14 protein-coding genes are annotated in these 16,848 nt (G+C 67.5%); 3 read left to right on the plus strand and 11 right to left on the minus strand.

Translation table 11 applies throughout. The features are described 5' to 3' along the window. Positions 1–16: 16 nt before the first annotated feature. Together PFY01_RS13795 and ppdK are read right to left on the minus strand one after the other, a co-directional pair. Positions 17–544, minus strand: a complete 528-nt coding sequence (locus tag PFY01_RS13795; protein ID WP_017504785.1) for a porin family protein — start codon at positions 542–544, stop codon at positions 17–19. A gap of 232 nt (positions 545–776) precedes the next feature. Next, the gene (gene ppdK, locus PFY01_RS13800; protein ID WP_420197075.1) at positions 777–3,473 is read right to left on the minus strand and encodes a pyruvate, phosphate dikinase; all 2,697 of its coding nucleotides are present in this window, start codon (positions 3,471–3,473) and stop codon (positions 777–779) included. 193 nt (positions 3,474–3,666) lie between these two features. On the opposite strand from ppdK, the gene PFY01_RS13805 reads away from it, so the two are divergent. Continuing rightward, positions 3,667–4,020 (plus strand): endonuclease domain-containing protein, encoded by a 354-nt coding sequence (locus tag PFY01_RS13805; RefSeq protein ID WP_271041711.1) that lies wholly within the window; start codon positions 3,667–3,669, stop codon positions 4,018–4,020. 157 nt (positions 4,021–4,177) lie between these two features. Here the strand turns inward: PFY01_RS13805 and glyS are convergent, their stop codons facing one another. The 6 genes from glyS to PFY01_RS13835 form a co-directional block, all read right to left on the minus strand. Continuing rightward, a complete protein-coding gene (glyS, locus tag PFY01_RS13810) occupies positions 4,178–6,238 on the minus strand; it encodes a glycine--tRNA ligase subunit beta (RefSeq protein ID WP_271041712.1) in 2,061 nt (686 codons plus the stop codon). Next, positions 6,238–7,131, minus strand: a complete 894-nt coding sequence (locus PFY01_RS13815) for a glycine--tRNA ligase subunit alpha (RefSeq protein WP_055805924.1) — start codon at positions 7,129–7,131, stop codon at positions 6,238–6,240. Before PFY01_RS13815 ends, glyS begins: the two co-directional genes overlap by 1 nt. Positions 7,132–7,231: 100 nt before the next feature. Beyond that, entirely contained in the window at positions 7,232–8,128 is an 897-nt protein-coding gene (locus tag PFY01_RS13820) for a fasciclin domain-containing protein (protein ID WP_271041713.1), read from the minus strand. A 203-nt stretch (positions 8,129–8,331) separates the two neighbouring features. Further along, positions 8,332–9,210: a 4-(cytidine 5'-diphospho)-2-C-methyl-D-erythritol kinase gene (locus PFY01_RS13825; protein WP_271041714.1), complete on the minus strand. Its 879-nt coding sequence runs from the start codon at positions 9,208–9,210 to the stop codon at positions 8,332–8,334. Positions 9,211–9,213: 3 nt separating this feature from the next. Then, positions 9,214–11,076, minus strand: coding sequence for a tetratricopeptide repeat protein (locus PFY01_RS13830; protein ID WP_271041715.1), 1,863 nt, complete (start codon positions 11,074–11,076; stop codon positions 9,214–9,216). A gap of 63 nt (positions 11,077–11,139) precedes the next feature. Further along, positions 11,140–12,795, minus strand: coding sequence for an electron transfer flavoprotein-ubiquinone oxidoreductase (locus PFY01_RS13835; RefSeq protein ID WP_271043070.1), 1,656 nt, complete (start codon positions 12,793–12,795; stop codon positions 11,140–11,142). 195 nt (positions 12,796–12,990) lie between these two features. On the opposite strand from PFY01_RS13835, the gene PFY01_RS13840 reads away from it, so the two are divergent. Together PFY01_RS13840 and PFY01_RS13845 are read left to right on the plus strand one after the other, a co-directional pair. After that, positions 12,991–13,803, plus strand: coding sequence for a uracil-DNA glycosylase (locus PFY01_RS13840; protein ID WP_271041716.1), 813 nt, complete (start codon positions 12,991–12,993; stop codon positions 13,801–13,803). Positions 13,804–13,887: 84 nt separating this feature from the next. Beyond that, entirely contained in the window at positions 13,888–15,573 is a 1,686-nt protein-coding gene (locus PFY01_RS13845) for a lytic transglycosylase domain-containing protein (protein WP_271041717.1), read from the plus strand. Positions 15,574–15,577: 4 nt separating this feature from the next. Here the strand turns inward: PFY01_RS13845 and PFY01_RS13850 are convergent, their stop codons facing one another. The 3 genes from PFY01_RS13850 to PFY01_RS13860 are packed head-to-tail and all read right to left on the minus strand — an operon-like array spanning position 15,578 to position 16,756. Further along, on the minus strand, positions 15,578–15,715 hold the full coding sequence (locus PFY01_RS13850) for a hypothetical protein (RefSeq protein ID WP_271041718.1): 138 nt from the start codon (positions 15,713–15,715) through the stop codon (positions 15,578–15,580). Between the two features lie 29 nt (positions 15,716–15,744). Next, positions 15,745–16,413, minus strand: coding sequence for a glutathione S-transferase family protein (locus PFY01_RS13855; RefSeq protein ID WP_271041719.1), 669 nt, complete (start codon positions 16,411–16,413; stop codon positions 15,745–15,747). 22 nt (positions 16,414–16,435) lie between these two features. Further along, entirely contained in the window at positions 16,436–16,756 is a 321-nt protein-coding gene (locus PFY01_RS13860) for a DMT family transporter (RefSeq protein ID WP_271041720.1), read from the minus strand. Positions 16,757–16,848 lie beyond the last annotated feature (92 nt).

Below are 16,848 nucleotides of genomic sequence, written 5' to 3' on the forward strand. Positions count from 1 at the left end.
GGACTGATCGATCAGATCAGAAGCGACGGATGTAGCTGACCGAATAGGCGTCGGCTTCACCACCGTTGTCGCGGTAGTCGCGACGGGTCCAGTCGGCGCGCACGCCGTTGACGCCGTCGAGGTAGTAGTTGGCGCCGGCGCCGTAGTTCCAGCTGTCGCCGCCCACGTCGGTGTTGGCGCCCGGGAACTCCTGCTTCAGCTCGGTGTGGCCGTAGCCGCCGCGTGCGAACAGTTCCAGCTTGTCAGAGACCGGCACCTTGCCGACCACGTAACCGGCGGCGTCCCACTCGTGTTTGATCTCGCCATCCACGCCCGCGACAGTGAAGTCGTCATGCTTCACGCCGACCGAGGCTTCGGTTTCCACAGCGATGTAACGGTTGAGGTTGACGCCAAGACGACCGGTGACGGCGCCCGTCGTTGCATTGTCGCCTTCAAGATGAGTGTAGCCTAGCGAGCCGTAACCACGCGGTTCAGGATTGGTTTGAGCAAAGGCCGGAGCGGCGATTGCGGAAACGGCGACAGCAGCGAGAAGAATGTTACGCATTGTTTCTTATTAACTCCTAGATGTGATGACCGAGCCGATCATCAGCCCCATCCAGCGAGTGCTTAAATAGGTCACGGCGTCATCTGTTCCAGGGGCGCAAAAACACGACGAATGCCTGTGGACGCAGGGACACATACAACGTTCCGTCAAGATCGGCGACTTTATGGCGCCGCAGCAAAAAGGGCGGCCTCGATCGAGACCGCCCTTCTTGGGTTCTTCCTGCTGAGGAGGCCTAGCGGTCCTTCTCGCGCTCCACGTTTAGCGCGGCTTGGGCCGCCGCCAGACGGGCGATCGGCACGCGGTAGGGCGAGCAGGAGACGTAATCCAGCCCGGCCTGTTCGCAGAAGGCGATCGACGACGGGTCGCCGCCATGTTCGCCGCAGATGCCCAGCTTGACCTCGGGCCGCACCTTGCGCCCACGCTCGGCGGCGATCTCGATCAGGCCGCCCACGCCGTCCTGGTCCAGCCGCACGAAGGGATCGGTCTCGAAGATGCCCTTGTCCAGATAGGCCTGCAGGAACCGGCCGGAATCGTCACGCGAAATGCCGAACGTCGTCTGGGTCAGGTCATTGGTGCCGAAGCTGAAGAACTGGGCGTATTTGGCCAGGTCCCCGGCGCGGATGGCGGCGCGCGGCAGTTCGATCATCGTGCCGACCAGATAGTCGATGCTCTGGCCCGTCTCCTCGAACACGGCCTTGGCCGTGCGGTCGGTCAGCTCGCGCAGATATTTCATCTCCAGGCCCAGGGCGACCAGCGGGTGCATGATCTCCGGCAGGGGCGCGGCGCCCGACTTCTGCTTGACCTCCAGCGCCGCCTCGATGATGGCGCGGACCTGCATCTCGTAGATTTCGGGATAGGCGACGCCCAGCCGGCAGCCGCGGTGGCCCAGCATCGGGTTGGTCTCGTGCAGTTCCTTGGCGCGGCGCTTGAGCTTCTCGGCGTCGATGCCGGACGAACCGGCCAGGGCGTCGATGTCTTCCTCGGTGTGGGGGATGAACTCGTGAAGAGGCGGGTCCAGCAGGCGCACCGTCACCGGCAGGCCGGCCATGATCTCGAACAGTTCGACGAAGTCCGACTTCTGGAACGGCGCGATCTTGGCCAGCGCCGCGCGACGGCCCTTCTCGTCGTCGGCCAGGATCATCTCGCGCACGGCGGCGATCCGGGTGTCGTCGAAGAACATGTGCTCGGTGCGGCACAGGCCGATGCCCTCGGCGCCGAAGCCGCGCGCGGTCTTGGCGTCCAGCGGGGTCTCGGCGTTGGCGCGGACCTTCAGGCGGCGCACCTTGTCGGCCCAGCCCATCAGGGTCTGGAAATCGCCGGTCAGTTCGGGCTCGATCATCGGCACGGCGCCGTCCAGCACTTCGCCCTTGGAGCCGTCGATGGTGATGACCTCGCCGGCCTTGAAGGTGCGGCCGCGCGCGGTGAACGTGCCCTTGGCCTCGTCGATATGGATCTCGCCAGCCCCGGAGACGCAGGCCCGGCCCATGCCGCGCGCGACGACAGCGGCGTGGCTGGTCATGCCGCCGCGGGCGGTGACGATGCCGCGCGCCGCATGCATGCCGTGGATGTCTTCGGGGCTTGTCTCTTCGCGCACCAGGATGACCGCCTCGCCCAGACCCGACATGCGCTCGGCCTCGTCGGCGTCGAAGACGATCTTGCCCGTCGCGGCGCCGGGCGAGGCCGGCAGGCCGGCGGCGACCACGGTGCGCGCCGCATTGGGGTCCAGCGTCGGGTGCAGCAGCTGGTCCAACGCCGACGGCTCGACCCGGCTGATGGCCTCTTCCTGAGAGATAACGCCCTCGGCGGCGAGGTCCACGGCGACCTTCAGCGCCGACTTGGCGGTGCGCTTGCCGTTGCGGGTCTGCAGCATCCATAGACGGCCCTGTTCGACCGTGAACTCGATGTCCTGCATGTCGCGGTAGTGGCTTTCCAGCTTGCCGACGACATCGACGAACTGGGCGAACACCTCGGGCATGGCCTCTTCCATCGAGGGGGCGGTCTCGCCCATCTCCTCGCGGCCGATCTTGGTCAGGGACTGCGGCGTGCGGATGCCGGCGACCACGTCTTCGCCCTGGGCGTTGATCAGGAACTCGCCGTACAGGCGCGCCTCGCCGGTCGAGGGGTTGCGGGTGAAGGCCACGCCGGTCGCCGACGTCTCGCCCATATTGCCGAACACCATCGACTGGACGTTGACGGCCGTGCCCCAGCTTTCGGGGATGTCGTGCATGCGGCGATAGAATTTCGCCCGGTCGTTCATCCAGCTTTCGAACACGGCGCCCACGGCGCCCCACAGCTGGTCCTTGGGATCCTGCGGGAAGGCGTGACCCAGTTCGCGCTCGACCACGGCCTTGTAGTCGGCGACCACCTTCTCCCAATCGGCGGCGGTCAGGTCGGTATCGACCGTGACGCCCAGGCGATCCTTGTGCTGGTCCAGCACCTCTTCGAAGTCGTCGTGGCTGAGGCCCAGCACGACGTTGGAATACATGGTGATGAAGCGGCGATAGCTGTCGAAGGCGAAGCGACGGTCGCCCGACAGCTTGGCCAAGCCTTCGACCGTCTGGTCGTTCAGGCCCAGGTTCAGCACCGTGTCCATCATGCCTGGCATGGACGCGCGCGCGCCGGACCGCACCGAGACCAGCAGCGGGTTTTCGACATCGCCGAACGTCTTGCCGACCACGCCCTCGACCTTGGCCAGGGCGGCCTGGACCTGGGCGTCCAGATCGGCCGGATAGGTCTCGTTGTTGGCGTAATAGTGGGTGCAGACCTCGGTGGTGACGGTGAAGCCCGGGGGAACCGGCAGACCCAGCGACGACATTTCCGCCAGATTGGCGCCCTTGCCGCCGAGAAGGTTCTTCATCGACGCGTCGCCGTCGGCGGAGCCTCCGCCGAAGCCGTACACCCACTGAGTCATCATGCAGTCCCTGAGCATTTCGGATCGTCCGGCGGGTTGGCCCCGCTCGCACATGCAACATGATCTAGCGCGTGAGAGCGGCCTTGACCATTGCGGATGTAACAATGCGTGAGGGGGTGGGCGGTTTCCTAGCGACGCGCGCGCACAACCTTGACGTCATCGTCTCCTCCCCATGAAATGGGAGGGGGACCGCGAAGCGGTGGAGGGGTTCTTGACGCACGAAGGCTCCGTCTCCCGCGCCCGCATCCTGCGCCGCGCCCTGACCCCGCCCGAAGCGCGACTGTGGGTTCACTTGCGCCGCCGCACGCTGGACGGTCTGAAATTCCGTCGCCAGCATCCGGCGGGCGTCTATGTGCTCGACTTTTATTGCGCCGAGGCGATGCTGGCGGTCGAGGTCGATGGCGAAAGCCACGAAGGCCGAGGCGAACACGACGCTCGACGCACGCGCTGGCTTGCGACCCAGGGCATTGCCGTCATCCGCGTCTCGGCCGAACAAATGCGGTTGGACCTGGGCGACGTGCTCGATTTCATCGCCGACAGGGCGAGAGACCGAATCCGAAGCTGAAACACCCCGTCTCCTCCCCATGAAATGGGGAGGTGGCGCGGCGCGCTTGCGCCGGGACGGAGGGGTTCTTCACCGCATCGCAGCCGTGGGACGTCAAGAGCCCCTCCACCACTTCGTGGTCCCCCTCCCCACAAGTGGGGAGGAGACAATGCGGCCCCTACCCCGCGATCTGGCCGAAGTCGGCGACCTGACCCATGACGTCGCGGACCTGGCCCAGGAGCTTCAGGCGGTTTTCGCGTTCTTCGGGGACGTCGGAGTTGACCAGAACGTCGTCGAAGAAGCGGTCCACGGGCGCGCGCAGGCGCGCCAGGGCCGTCATGGCGGCGGCGAAGTCCTCGGTCCCCAGCGCGGCCTCGACGAAGGTGCGGGCGGCGCCGACGGCGAAGGCCAGGGTGGTCTCGGCCTCGGGCTGGTTCGGCAAGCCGGTCTGAACCATGCCGGTGGGCACGGGCCCCTTCTTCTCCTCGGCGCGCAGGATGTTGGAGGCGCGCTTGTAGCCGGCCAGCAGATTGGCCCCGTCGTCCGTGGCGAGGAAGGCGGCCAGCGCCTCCACCCGACGCACGATGCGGACAAGGTCATCGTCGCCCAGAGCGAAGACGGCGGCGACGAGGTCGTGGCGTTGGCCTTGGTCGCGCAGGAGCACGGTCAGGCGGTCAACAAAAAACGCTAGGAGATCGGCTGAATAACTGGTGTCTGCGCCTAGCTTACGGCCGGTGATTATCATCGTGCCGGCCGGCTTCATTATACCCGCCAACGATCCACGCACCTCATTCTCCAGCACCAGCCGGATCACGCCCAGCGCCGCTCTCCGAAGCGCGAACGGATCCTTCGATCCTGTGGGCTTCTCGTCGATGGCGAAGAAGCCGACCAGGGTGTCCAGCTTGTCGGCCAGGGCGACGGCGACCGTGACGGGCGCGGTCGGGACCGTGTCGGCGGGGCCTTGGGGTTTGTAGTGGTCGCGGACGGCGTCGGCGACGGCGTCGGAATGGCCGGCGAGACGGGCGTAGTAGCCGCCCATGATCCCCTGCAGTTCCGGGAATTCGCTGACCATGCCCGACAGCAGATCGGCCTTGGACAGGCGGGCGGCGGTTTCGGCCTCGTCGGCGTCGGCGCCGACCAGCGGGGCGATCTCGCGGGCCAGGGCGGCGATGCGCTCGACGCGCTCGGCCAGGGTGCCCAGTTTGGCGTGGAAGGTGACGCCGGACAGTTTGGCGTTCCAGGCGTCGAAGCCGACCTTCTGATCCTCGTCCCAGAAGAAGCGGGCGTCGTTCAGGCGGGCGGACAGGACGCGGCTGTTGCCGGCGGCCAGGGCCTTGCCGCCGTCGGTCGCCTCGACATTGGCGACGACGAGGAAATTGGGCGCCAGGCCATCCTTGGACGGATCGCGAACGGCGAAATACTTCTGGTGCACCTTCATCGACAGGCGCACGACCTCGGGCGGCAGGGCCAGGAACTGCGGGTCCATGTCGCCCAGGATCGGGGTCGGCCATTCCGCCAGACCCGCCACCTCGTCCAGCAGGCCGTCGTCATCGACCAGGGCGAGGCCGCGCGCGGTGCAGGCGGCCTTGGCCTGTTCCAGAATGCGCAGCTTGCGATCGGCGACGTCCAGCAGGACGAAGTTCTTTTCCAGTTGGGTGCGGTAATCGACGAAGTCGCTGACGCGCAGCAGCTCGCCGGAACCCAGGAAGCGGTGGCCCTCGGTGATCGCGTCGCTCTGAATCCCGTCGATCTCGAACGGGACCACCTTGCCATCGAACAGGCACAGGATGCGCTTGATCGGACGCACCCAGCGCAGCGTGCCGGACCCCCAGCGCATCGACTTGGGCCAGGGGAAGGTGCGGACGACCTGATCCACCGTTTCGGCGACCAGGTCCGTCGTGGCCCGGCCCTTGGACGACAGGACGGCGAACAGGACGCCGTCGCGCTCGGTCAGTTGATCGCGCGTCAGGCCGGTCTTGCGCAGGAAGCCTTCCAGCGCCTGTTCCGGGGCCGAGGCGCGCGGGCCCTTGACCTCTTCCTCGCGGTCCGGCGTGGCCGTGGGCAAGCCGTCGATGACCAGCGTCAGGCGGCGCGGACCGGCATAGGTCGTCAGCGCGTCCCACGTCAGGCCGGCAGCCTTCAGCCGGTCGGACACCATGCGGTCGAGGTCGCGCGCGGCGCCCTGCTGCATCCGGGCGGGGATTTCTTCAGAGAAGATTTCGAGAAGAAGTTGGGGCATCAGGCGGTTTTCCGCTCTTGTTCGACATAGGCGAGGGCGCAGGCTTTGCAGAGTTCGCGGATGCGGCCGATGTAGCTCTGGCGTTCGGCGACGGCGATGGCGCCGCGGGCGTCCATCAGGTTGAACAGGTGACTGGCCTTCAGAACCTGGTCGTAGGCGGGCAGGACCAGCGGCTGATCCTGCGGGCCGCGCATGTCGAGCAGGCGCTGGACCTCGCCCACCATATCCTCGAACCGGCGCTTCAGCCCGTCGACGTCATAGCCGTGGAAGTTGGCTTCCGACTGTTGCCGCTCGTTCTCCAGGAAGACCTCGCCATAGGTCAGGCCCTCCTTGGTGAACTTCAGATCATAGACGTTGTCCACGCCCTGCACATACATGGCCAGACGCTCCAGCCCGTAGGTCAGCTCGCCCGACACCACATCGACCTCGATGCCGCCGACGCCCTGGAAATAGGTGAACTGCGTCACCTCCATCCCGTCGCACCAGACCTCCCAGCCCAGACCCCAGGCGCCGACGGTGGGGTTCTCCCAGTCGTCCTCGACGAAGCGAATGTCGTGCAGTTTCGGATCGATGCCGATGGCCGCCAGCGACCCCAGATACAGCTCCTGAAGGTTGTCCGGGTTCGGCTTCAGGATGACCTGGTATTGGTAATAGTGTTGGAGGCGATTGGGGTTTTCGCCATAGCGGCCGTCGCCGGGACGGCGGCTGGGCTGGACATAGGCGGCCTTCCACGGCTTGGAGCCGAGCGCGCGCAGGACGGTGGCGGGATGCAGCGTGCCGGCCCCGACCTCGATGTCATAGGGTTGCAGAATGGCGCAGCCCTGCTCGCCCCAATAGCGGTGGAGAGTCAGGATCAGGTCCTGAAACGCGAGCGGCTCGGTCGAGGTGGTCAAATCGGGCTCTTGGGGAGGGGCTGCAAAAAAGACGGCGGACCATAGGGCCCGCCGCCTTCCGCTTCAACACGCTACCGAGCGAGCGCGTGGATGACCCTGATCAGTTCGGGGTCGGCTTGGCTTCGGCCGCGCCGTCGGCGGCGGGATCAGCCGCATCAACCGGCGGCGTGGCCGGGGTGTCGACCTGACCGTCAGTCGGATTGACGACCGGCGACGAGGACGTGGTGGTCGTCATCGCGGCGGGCTGGCCGTTCGGCGCGGTCGGGGCCGGCGTCGCTTCAGCATCCGGCGTCGCCTCAGCGGCCGGAGCGGCGGCTTCGGCGGGCGCGGCGGCCTCTTCATCGCCCATGGCGGCCATGGAATTCGCCGGGTTCAGGACCTTGTCGATCGGGAAAATGGCGCCGTTCGAGGCGTCCAATTCTGCGCTGACCACGGTCGCGCCGTCAGCCTTGATGGCCGAACCGGTGCCGTCCAGCAGGACCTGGCTCTCGGCGGCCGTCTCTACGCCGCCCTTCTTGCCCATGATCTGGTCGGGCGTCACGTCGGCGACGATGACGTGATACAGCAGCAGCTGGCGCAGTTCGGCGGCGTTTGCCGGGTCCATCAGACGGGTACGCTCGGCCTCGGGCACGGCGGCGAAGGCGGCGTCGGTCGGGGCGAAGATCGAGATGGCCGGGCGGCTGGCCAGGGTGTCGGTCAGCTGGGCGGCGTCCAGCGCGGCCAGCAAGGTGGTGAACTGACCGCTGGCCTTCAGCTTGTCGACGACGGTTTCGCCGGCGACGGGCGTGGTCGCCTCTGCAGTCGTGGTCGTGGTCGCGGCGGCCTCAGCCGTCGGAGCCGGCGTCTGCGGCGTGGCTGGCATGGCCGGATCGGTTTGCGGCATGGTCGCCGGGGCGGGCGTGGTCGTGGTCGCCGGGGCGGTCATGTCCTGAGCGAATGCTGGGGCGGCCATCAGGCTGACGACGGCGGTAGCGGCAAGCAGTTTTGCACGAAGCATGGCGATTTCCTTTTTCCTGTTTGAGGATCGCCACGGGGGAGACGGCGACCCGTTCCAGACATCGGAACTGCCGACTCAAATCAGAACGCCGTGATCTGGTTCCGAGATTTCGAAACAATGCGTAACGTTTGTGATGATCTGGGCGAGACCTGGGCGAAATCGCCGGTTTTGCAGTCTGATGGCCGGTATTCGGCCACAAAGCTTTAGCGTTGCTGTACGGACAGCTGCGTTGCTTTGACCCAGGCCTTGGGATGTGCGGCGGACAATGCGCGCGAAGCAGATTGGGCCGCGTCGTCGCTGGGATACAAACCGAACACCGTCGCGCCTGAGCCGGACATTCGCGTCAGGGCGATCTGGTCCGTCACCGCCACCGCCGACAGGGCCGCGTCGATCGCCGGCGTCAGGGACAGTGCAGGCGCTTCAAGATCGTTGCGCTGGGCCGACAGCCATTTGATGACAGCGGCGATTGACCAGTCCTGGGGCGGCGTGGGTCTGTCGGCGGCCTGCACCCGCCCTTGATCATAGGCGCGATAGACGGCGCCGGTCGGCGATGGGACGCCGGGATTGAACAGCACGGTCGGCAGCGGCGGCAGTCGGGGTTCGTCGGTCAGCACGTCTCCCCTCCCCTCGGCCCAGGCCGTGCGCATCCGCAGACACATCGGCCCGTCCGCGCCGACGACGCCCGCAACCGCCTCAAGCGCGTGGTCGTCGAGATCGAGCGCAAGGACGTCGCGCGCCAGCTTCAGCGCCGCGCCCGCATCGGACGATCCGCCACCCAGCCCCGCCGCGATGGGCAGGCGCTTGTCCAGCGTGACCTTCAGTTTCGGCTCTCCGATGCCGCAGGCCTCGCCCAGCTGACGCAGCGCGCGCAGGATCAGATTGTCGTCCGTCGCGCCCAGCCCGCCGCCGAAGGGCCCGTCGACCGTCAGCGACAGGCGATCCGCCGGCTCGACCGACACGCGATCCCCGACATCGGCGAAGGCGACCAGGCTGGACAGCGGATGATAGCCGTCAGCGTCCACCGCGCCGACGTGTAGGAACAGATTGATCTTGGCCGGCGCCAAGGCGGTCAGGGCAGGCATGACCTATTGCGCGACGCCCTGAGCGCTCGGCGCGCCGTCCAGCCCATTGGCGATCTTGCGTTCGACCTCGGCCCGACGTTCGGGTTCAGGCTCCAGCACCAGGACGCGATTCCACAGCCAGACGGCTTCGCGTTGACGGCCGACCTTCCAATAGGCGTCGCCGAGGTGATCATTGATCTCGGCGTTGGACGGTTCCTTGTCGACAGCCTCTTCCAGCGTATTGACGGCGGTTTCGTACTGGCCCTGTTTGAACTGCGCCCAGCCCAGCGAATCCTGGATGTTGCCGTTGTCGGGCTCCAGCGCATGAGCGCGGGCGATCATTTCGGCGCCTTCCTGGACGCGCAGCCCCTTATCGACCCAGAGATAGCCGAGGTAGTTCAGCATATCGGCGTCGTTCGGCGCGGTCTGAAGCGCGGCCCACAGTTCGGCCTCGGCCTCGGGAACACGACCCAGCGCCTCATAGGCGGCGCCGCGCAGGAAGTGGACGCTGGCGCCCTGATCAGCGGTGTTCAGAAGCGGCCCGTCCAGCAGGGTCAGCGCCTCGTCATGCTGTTTTAGCTGCATCAGCTGACCGGCCAAGACCAAGGCGATCTGCCGATCGTCGGGGTTGGCCGCGGCGGCGCGGCGCAGTTCGGTGAGCGCGTCCTGCGACTGGCCGTCTTCCTCCAGCGCCACGGCCAGCTGAGCGCGGGCGGCGGCGTAGAGCTGCGGATCGGCGGTCCCGACCCGCGACAGGGCGTTGCGGGCGGCGGATTTCAGCCCGGCGCGGGAAAGCACCTGGGCCAGCTGATATTCCGTCTCGTCATCGTCGTGCAGGTTCTGGGCGAGGCGCAGATAGACGGCGGCGAACTCGTTGCCGCGCTCGGCCGAAGCCTGGGCGGCGGCGGTGATCAGGCCTTGGGCGGCGCCTTCGCGGAAGTCGGGCAGGGCGGGCGGGCGGGCGCCGTCCTTCAGCCGTTGCAACGCGCGGGCCACGCCCGGATCGAAGGGCTGGACCGCCATGGCGGCTTCATACAGGGCGACGGCGTCGTCGCGGCGTCCGCGCCGTTCCAGAAACTCGCCATAAGGGCGTTTGAAGAGGGCGCCGACGCCGGCGACTTCGGAAGCGGTCTTCAACTCGACCTCGGCCCCGGCATAGTCACGTCGCTTCTCCAGCAGGGCGGCGCGATTGATGCGGGCGAAGGCCAGGGTCAGGGGATCGCCGGCGGTCGGGACCGGCTGAAGCGCCCGAGTCCAGTCGCCGGCTGCGGCGGCGATCCACGGCGCAACCAGCAGACCGGCGCGCGCGTGCGGGGCGCCGATGGGCTGACGGCCCAGTTCGGCGTTCGGCGTCCTGGCGTCGCCGCGCACGAAGTCCTGAACCAGACGCACCAGCCGCCCGCCCTCAACGAACGCCGGAGACGCGGTCGCATCGGTCGGGGCCAGGGCGGCCGCCACATCCAGATCGCCGGTCAGCAGGGCGGAGGTGAAGGCCTGTTCGCGCACGCGCGGCTGTTCCGGCGTCAGTCGTTCCGCCTGGGCCAGGTAGTCCGAGCCCGTCGCCCCCTCGCCCTGCATCAGGGCCAGCTTGCCCGCCAGATACAGACCATAGGCGCTGCGGCCCTCGGCGTTCGTCGGGATCGGCGCCCAGACGGCCGGGATCGCCGGCGTCGCGGGCGTGTCGGTGATGATGATGTGAGGATCGGGCGCGGCCTCGGTCGGCGCCTGAGCCGGCGCCGTCTGGCCCGGCTCCGGGATGACGGCCGGCGGATGGGTGTCCGGCGTCGGGGCGGGCGGGGTCGTTTGCTGCGCCGAGGCATGGCCGGCAAGCGCCACGGCGAGGACGGTCAGGGAGGCGGCGAACACGCGAGAACGGAAGGCGATCATGCCCGGACCCTTCACGCTTTTGCGGCGGCGGGCAAGGGCGGAACGCCGCCCTGCCCCGTTCCGTCACATGTTCGGATAGTTCGGACCGCCGCCGCCCTCGGGCGTGGTCCAGACGATGTTCTGCGACGGATCCTTGATGTCGCAGGTTTTGCAGTGGACGCAGTTCTGGGCGTTGATGACGAAGCGCGGATCAGCCTTGGCCGCCTCGTCGCCATAGACGACCTCGTACACGCCGGCCGGGCAGTAAAGCCGCGCCGGCTCGCCGTACTTGGGCAGGTTGACGCGGATCGGGATCGACGGATCCAGCAGCTTCAGGTGGGCCGGCTGGTCCTCGGCATGGTTGGTGTTGGAGATGAACACCGAAGACAGCTTGTCGAACGACAGCTTGCCGTCCGGCTTCGGATAGGCGATCGCCTTGTGGTCGGCGGCCAGGCCGGTCGAGGCGGCGTCGGTCTTTTCGTGCTTCAGCGTCGGGATCGGCGACAGGCCGCCGAACAGGGTGCGGCACCACATGTCGAACATGCCCAGCGCCCCGCCCAGCGTCGTGCCGAACTTGGACAGCAGGGGCTTGGCGTTGCGGACGACCGACAGCTCCTTATAAACCCAGCTCTTTTCGAAGGCGGTCTGGTATTCGACCAGTTCGTCGCCCGCGCGCCCGGCCTGAACCGCCTCGTAAGCGGCGTCGGCGGCCAGCATGCCGGTCTTCATGGCATTGTGGCTGCCCTTGATGCGGGGCACGTTCACGAAGCCGGCCGAACAGCCGATCAGCACGCCGCCGGGGAAGCTCAGCTTCGGGATCGACTGCAGGCCGCCTTCGGTGATGGCGCGCGCGCCGTAGGAGATGCGTGTTCCGCCCTCCAGGTGCTGAGCGATCTCGGGGTGGTGCTTGAAGCGCTGGAACTCGTCGAACGGCGACAGGAACGGGTTCTTGTAGTTCAGGTGAACCACGTAGCCGACGGCCACGTAGCGATCGCCGAAGTGATACAGGAAGCTGCCGCCGCCGGTGTGTTCGTCCAGCGGCCAGCCGGTGGTGTGCTGGGCCAGGCCGGGCTGGTGCTTGTCGGCCGGCACCTGCCACAACTCCTTCAGGCCGATCCCGTATTTCTGGGGCGACTTGCCGTTCTGAAGCTTGTGCTTGGCGATGATGGTCTTGGCCAGGGAGCCGCGCACGCCCTCGGCGATGAAGACGTATTTGCCGTGCAGTTCGATGCCGGGCTGGAAGTCGCCGGTCGGCTTGCCCTCGCGGTCGATGCCGAAGACGCCGGCGACGACGCCCTTCACCTGACCCGTCTCTTCTTCCCAGACGACGTGGCTGGCGGCCATGCCGGGATAGACCTCGACGCCCAGGGCCTCGGCCTGCTCGCCCAGCCAGCGCGTGACGTTGCCCAACGAGGCGATGTAGCAGCCGTGATTGTGCATGAAGGGCGGCATCAGCGGCATCGGCAGCGACGCCGACCCCTGCGGGCCCAGCAGCAGGAACTTGTCCTTCGTGACCGGCGTCTCCAGCGGCGCGCCGCGTTCCTTCCAGTCGGGGAACAGCTCGTTCAGCGCCTTGGGATCGATGACCGCGCCCGACAGGATGTGGCCGCCGACCTCGGCCGCCTTTTCCAGAACGGCGACGGTGATCTCCTTGCCGTCCTTTTCCGCGCGCTGCTTCAGGCGGATGGCCGCCGACAGGCCGGCCGGGCCGCCGCCGACGATCACGACATCATATTCCATGATCTCGCGCTCGACGCCGTTCAGCGCCTCCAGCGGCGGCAGATTGTCGATGATGGCGTCCTGACGGGCGTTTTCCGCACCGCCTTCGATGGCGTCTTCAGCCATGGTTTCCCCTGAATCCCGGTTATCTGTGTGGTTATGCCGCTTATCGGAAGGTGACGCGAGGGCGGTCAAGGCTTATCGGTGGTCCGACACATGAACGCGCAACCCCATGACATCGCTGCAGTCGAAAGCCTGCTCGCCTTCTGGCGGGATGCGGGGGTCGACGCCTGCTATGGCGATGCGCCCGTCGATCACACCCATGTCGCCCCGCCGCCGGCCGTAAAGGCGGTGCAGAGGGCGACGGCCTCGGTCGTCATGCCCCTGGCCGGCGTCAACGCCGATGACGCCCTCGCCGAGGCGCGGCGGCTGGCCGCAGGCGCCGCGACGCTTCAGGATCTGGCGGCGGCGGTCGCGGCGTTTGAGGGCTGTCCGCTGCGCGGCATGGGCGCAACGCAATCGGTGTTCGGACGCGGCAACCCCAACGCCTCGGTTCTGATCGTCGGCGAAGGTCCCGGCGGCGATGAGGATCGGGCGGGGCAACCCTTCGTGGGCAAGGCCGGGCAGTTGCTGGACCGGATGCTGGCGGCGGCGGGCCTGACTGACAAGGTGTTCATCACCAACACGGTCTTCTGGCGTCCGCCCGGCAACCGCACCCCCAGCCCGCAGGAACAGGCGGTGTGCGCGCCCTTCGTCGAGCGCGCCTTCGCCCTGCTGAAGCCCAAGGCCGTGCTGCTTCTGGGCGCAGCCTCGGCCAAGTCGGTGCTCGGCGCCGAGGAAGGCATCATGAAGCTGCGCGGCAACTGGAAGGAATGGCGCCTGCTGGAAGGGGCGGTGTCGGCGCCCGTTATGCCGACCCTGCATCCCGCCTTTCTGCTCCGTCAGCCACAAGCGAAACGACAGGTGTGGAGCGACCTGCTTTCGCTGGCCGTTCGCCTTGAAACGGACTCGGTTGAAGAACAAGGCTAATCGCGGCATGTTCGCATGCTGACGACCGATCGCCATACACGCGCCCGTAGCTTACGCGCGTCGCCAACGAGGGGGCCGCCGCTTATGTTTCTGTTCCGCCGCGCGATACTCGCGTCGACGCTTGTCCTTGCGTTCTGCGCCGCCACGACGGCGGCGACCGCCGAGACGCCCTACGGGTCAACCGCCGAGGCCAGTGCCGGTTCCGGACGTCCCACCGCGCTGAGCTCGGCCGACAGAATCTCCTACACCACCGCCTTTGACGCCCTGCGCCGCGGCGATATCGAGACGGCCCGAATGGCGGCCCGTCAGGCGCAGGACCGCGTGTTGCTGGGTCAGGTCGAGTTCGAGAGCCTGTTTCATCCCGACCATGTCGCCACCTATGAAGAGCTGACGGCCTGGCTTGAGACCTATTCGGATCTGCCGTGCGCAGACCGAGTCTATACGCTGGCGCTGCGTCGTCGCCCCGACGGCGCGCCCGAGCCGGTGCGTCCTGGCGGCGTGCTGGGCCGCACTTGGAACAGTCTGGTCAGCGCCGTGTCCGGCGACGGCGGCGTGACCGATCCGGCCAAGGCGGCGCGCGTCGCCTACAACAATGACGACCTGACCGGCGCCTCGGCCCTGGGGCGCCAGATCGGCGACTGGTGGACGGTCGGCCTGGCGGAATGGCGCCTGGGCCAGTTCCACGAATCCTTCGCCGCCTTCGAACGCGTCGCCAACGATCCAACCGAGGACGCCTGGGTCCGCGCCGGCGCCGCCTTCTGGACCGCGCGCGCCGCCGCCCAGTCCGGTCGCCAGGATCGCGTCACAGACTATCTGCGCCTGTCGGCCCAGTGGCCCGCCACCTTCTATGGCCAGATCGCCCTGCGTCAGCTCGGAGAAGAGCCGACGATCGAGAACATGGGCCCCCGCCCCTACGAAGCCGAGCCACGCCTGCGCCGCGCCGCCTATGTGCCCCAGAGCGCCGCCGTCGAACCGACCGCCCTGGAAGCCTTCGTCCAGGCCGACGCCCGCGCCAAACGCACCGTCGCCTTCTATGAGGTCGGGCGCAACGCCGACGCCGAGACCGAGCTGCGGTCGGGGCTGCGCACCGCCGTGGGCGATGCGGCCAAGATGTGGACGGCCCTGGCGCGCGCCATCCTGCCGGTCAACAACGGCGACGCCACGCGCATCGATGCGAACCGCTATCCGATGCCGGACCTGGCGCCCGAAGGCGGCTTCGTCATCGAGCGGGCGCTGGTCTATGCCCTGGCGCGCAAGGAGACCGACTTCAATCCCAACGCCCGGTCCAGCGTCGGCGCCTATGGGCTGATGCAGGTCATGCCGACGACGGCGGCCGAAATGACCGGCGATCGCACCTTCGTCTCGGACCCGACCAAGCTTCTGGTTCCGGCGGTAAACATGCGTCTGGGCCAGGCCTATATCAACAAGATGCTGGCCCTGCCGGCCTTCCAGGGCGATCTGCTGCGGGCCGTGGCCTCCTACAACGCCGGGCCTGGGCCGATGCTGGCGGCGGTCAGGAAGTTGGGCGCGGACGCCGACCCCCTGCTGCTGATCGAGACGATCGACGTGCCCCAAGCGCGCGACTACGTCGAAAAGGTTATGGCCAGCTACTGGATCTATCAGCGGCTGTTCGGCGGCCCACTAAAGACACTGGACGCCGTCGCGTCGGGCGCGCGCGCCGTTCCGATGGCGCTGGATTACGTCGCCCCGCCTCCGCAGGCCGAGCCGGTCCTGATCGCCGAGACCACGCCCATCGCCGGCGCGCGCTGACCTCTCAGAAGACCGCGAACAGCAGGCTGGCCCAAAACGCCGCCCCGACCAGGGCCGCAAGCCCATAGGCCATAACCGGATTGAGGCCGCGCTCAGCGGCTTGGGTCGGAGGGCTGGGCAGGATCGGGCTCGTCATCCCCATCGAGATAACAGCGTCCGCTTAACGCTGCGTCAGCCGGGATGGTTGTCGTGCGTTAAGCCCAGCGCGTCGGCTTCCCACTCAAGAAAATGCGGATGGGCCAGCAAGGTCTCGGCATAGGTCCGGGCCGTACCGTCGTCTCCATGGGCTGAGAGGTCCAGCTGGAAATGGCGGATGCGGGCGGCGACCGGCGTGAAGAAGGCGTCCGGCACGGACCAGTCGCCGAACAGATACGGCCCGCCCGCGCCGAACCGCTCACGCAGGCTCCGCCACAGTTCGACGATCCGGCGCAAATCCTTGGCCAGTCCCGGATGGTCCGGCGCGGATGCGCGACTGGGGCCGATCATCCAGTGATCCGGGCCGGTCGAACAGGCCGTGCGCAAGGCGGTGAAGCCGCCGTGCATCTCGCACGCCGCCGAACGCGCCAGCCAGCGCGCATGGGCGTCTGACGGCCAGAGGCGGGCTTGCGGATAGCGTTCGGCCGCCCAGACGGCGATGGCCATCGAATCCCAGATCACCTCGCCTTCGACCTTCAACACCGGGACAAGGCCGGACGGCGAATGCTCACGGATGCGCTGATCGGTGTCGGGCTGGTTCAGCGGCACGATGATCTCGTCGAAGGCCGCGCCGCAATGTTTCAGCACCAGCCACGGCCGCAACGACCACGTCGAATAGGCTTTGTCGCCGATCACCAGTTCCATCACGCGTCTCCTGTCGCCGCCATCAATGGCTCGCCGCCAGCTTCAGCACAACCAGGCCCGATGCGACCAGGGCGACGCCCGCGATCCTGAGCGGCGTCAGCGGCTCGCCCAGAAAGACCGCGCCCGCCACAAAGGCGCCGACCGCGCCGATGCCGGTCCAGATGGCGTAGGCCGTGCCCAGCGGCAGGGTCTTCATCGCCAGCGACAGCAGACCGAACGAACCGATCATGAAGACGATCATCCCCACCGTCGGCCACGGTCGCGTGAAGCCGGCCGACGCCTTCATCAGAAACGCCCAGACGACTTCGAGCAGGCCGGCGAAAACAAGGAATACCCAGGCCATGACATTCTCCCTGCATGGCGTCGGGTCGTCCCGGCGTTGGTCCCATGTGGGGGAGGTCGTCCTCCTGAAAGCGCGCTGAATCTGGGACAACG

This window comes from Brevundimonas vesicularis (assembly GCF_027886425.1).
Classification (GTDB): Bacteria; Pseudomonadota; Alphaproteobacteria; order Caulobacterales; family Caulobacteraceae; genus Brevundimonas; species Brevundimonas vesicularis_C.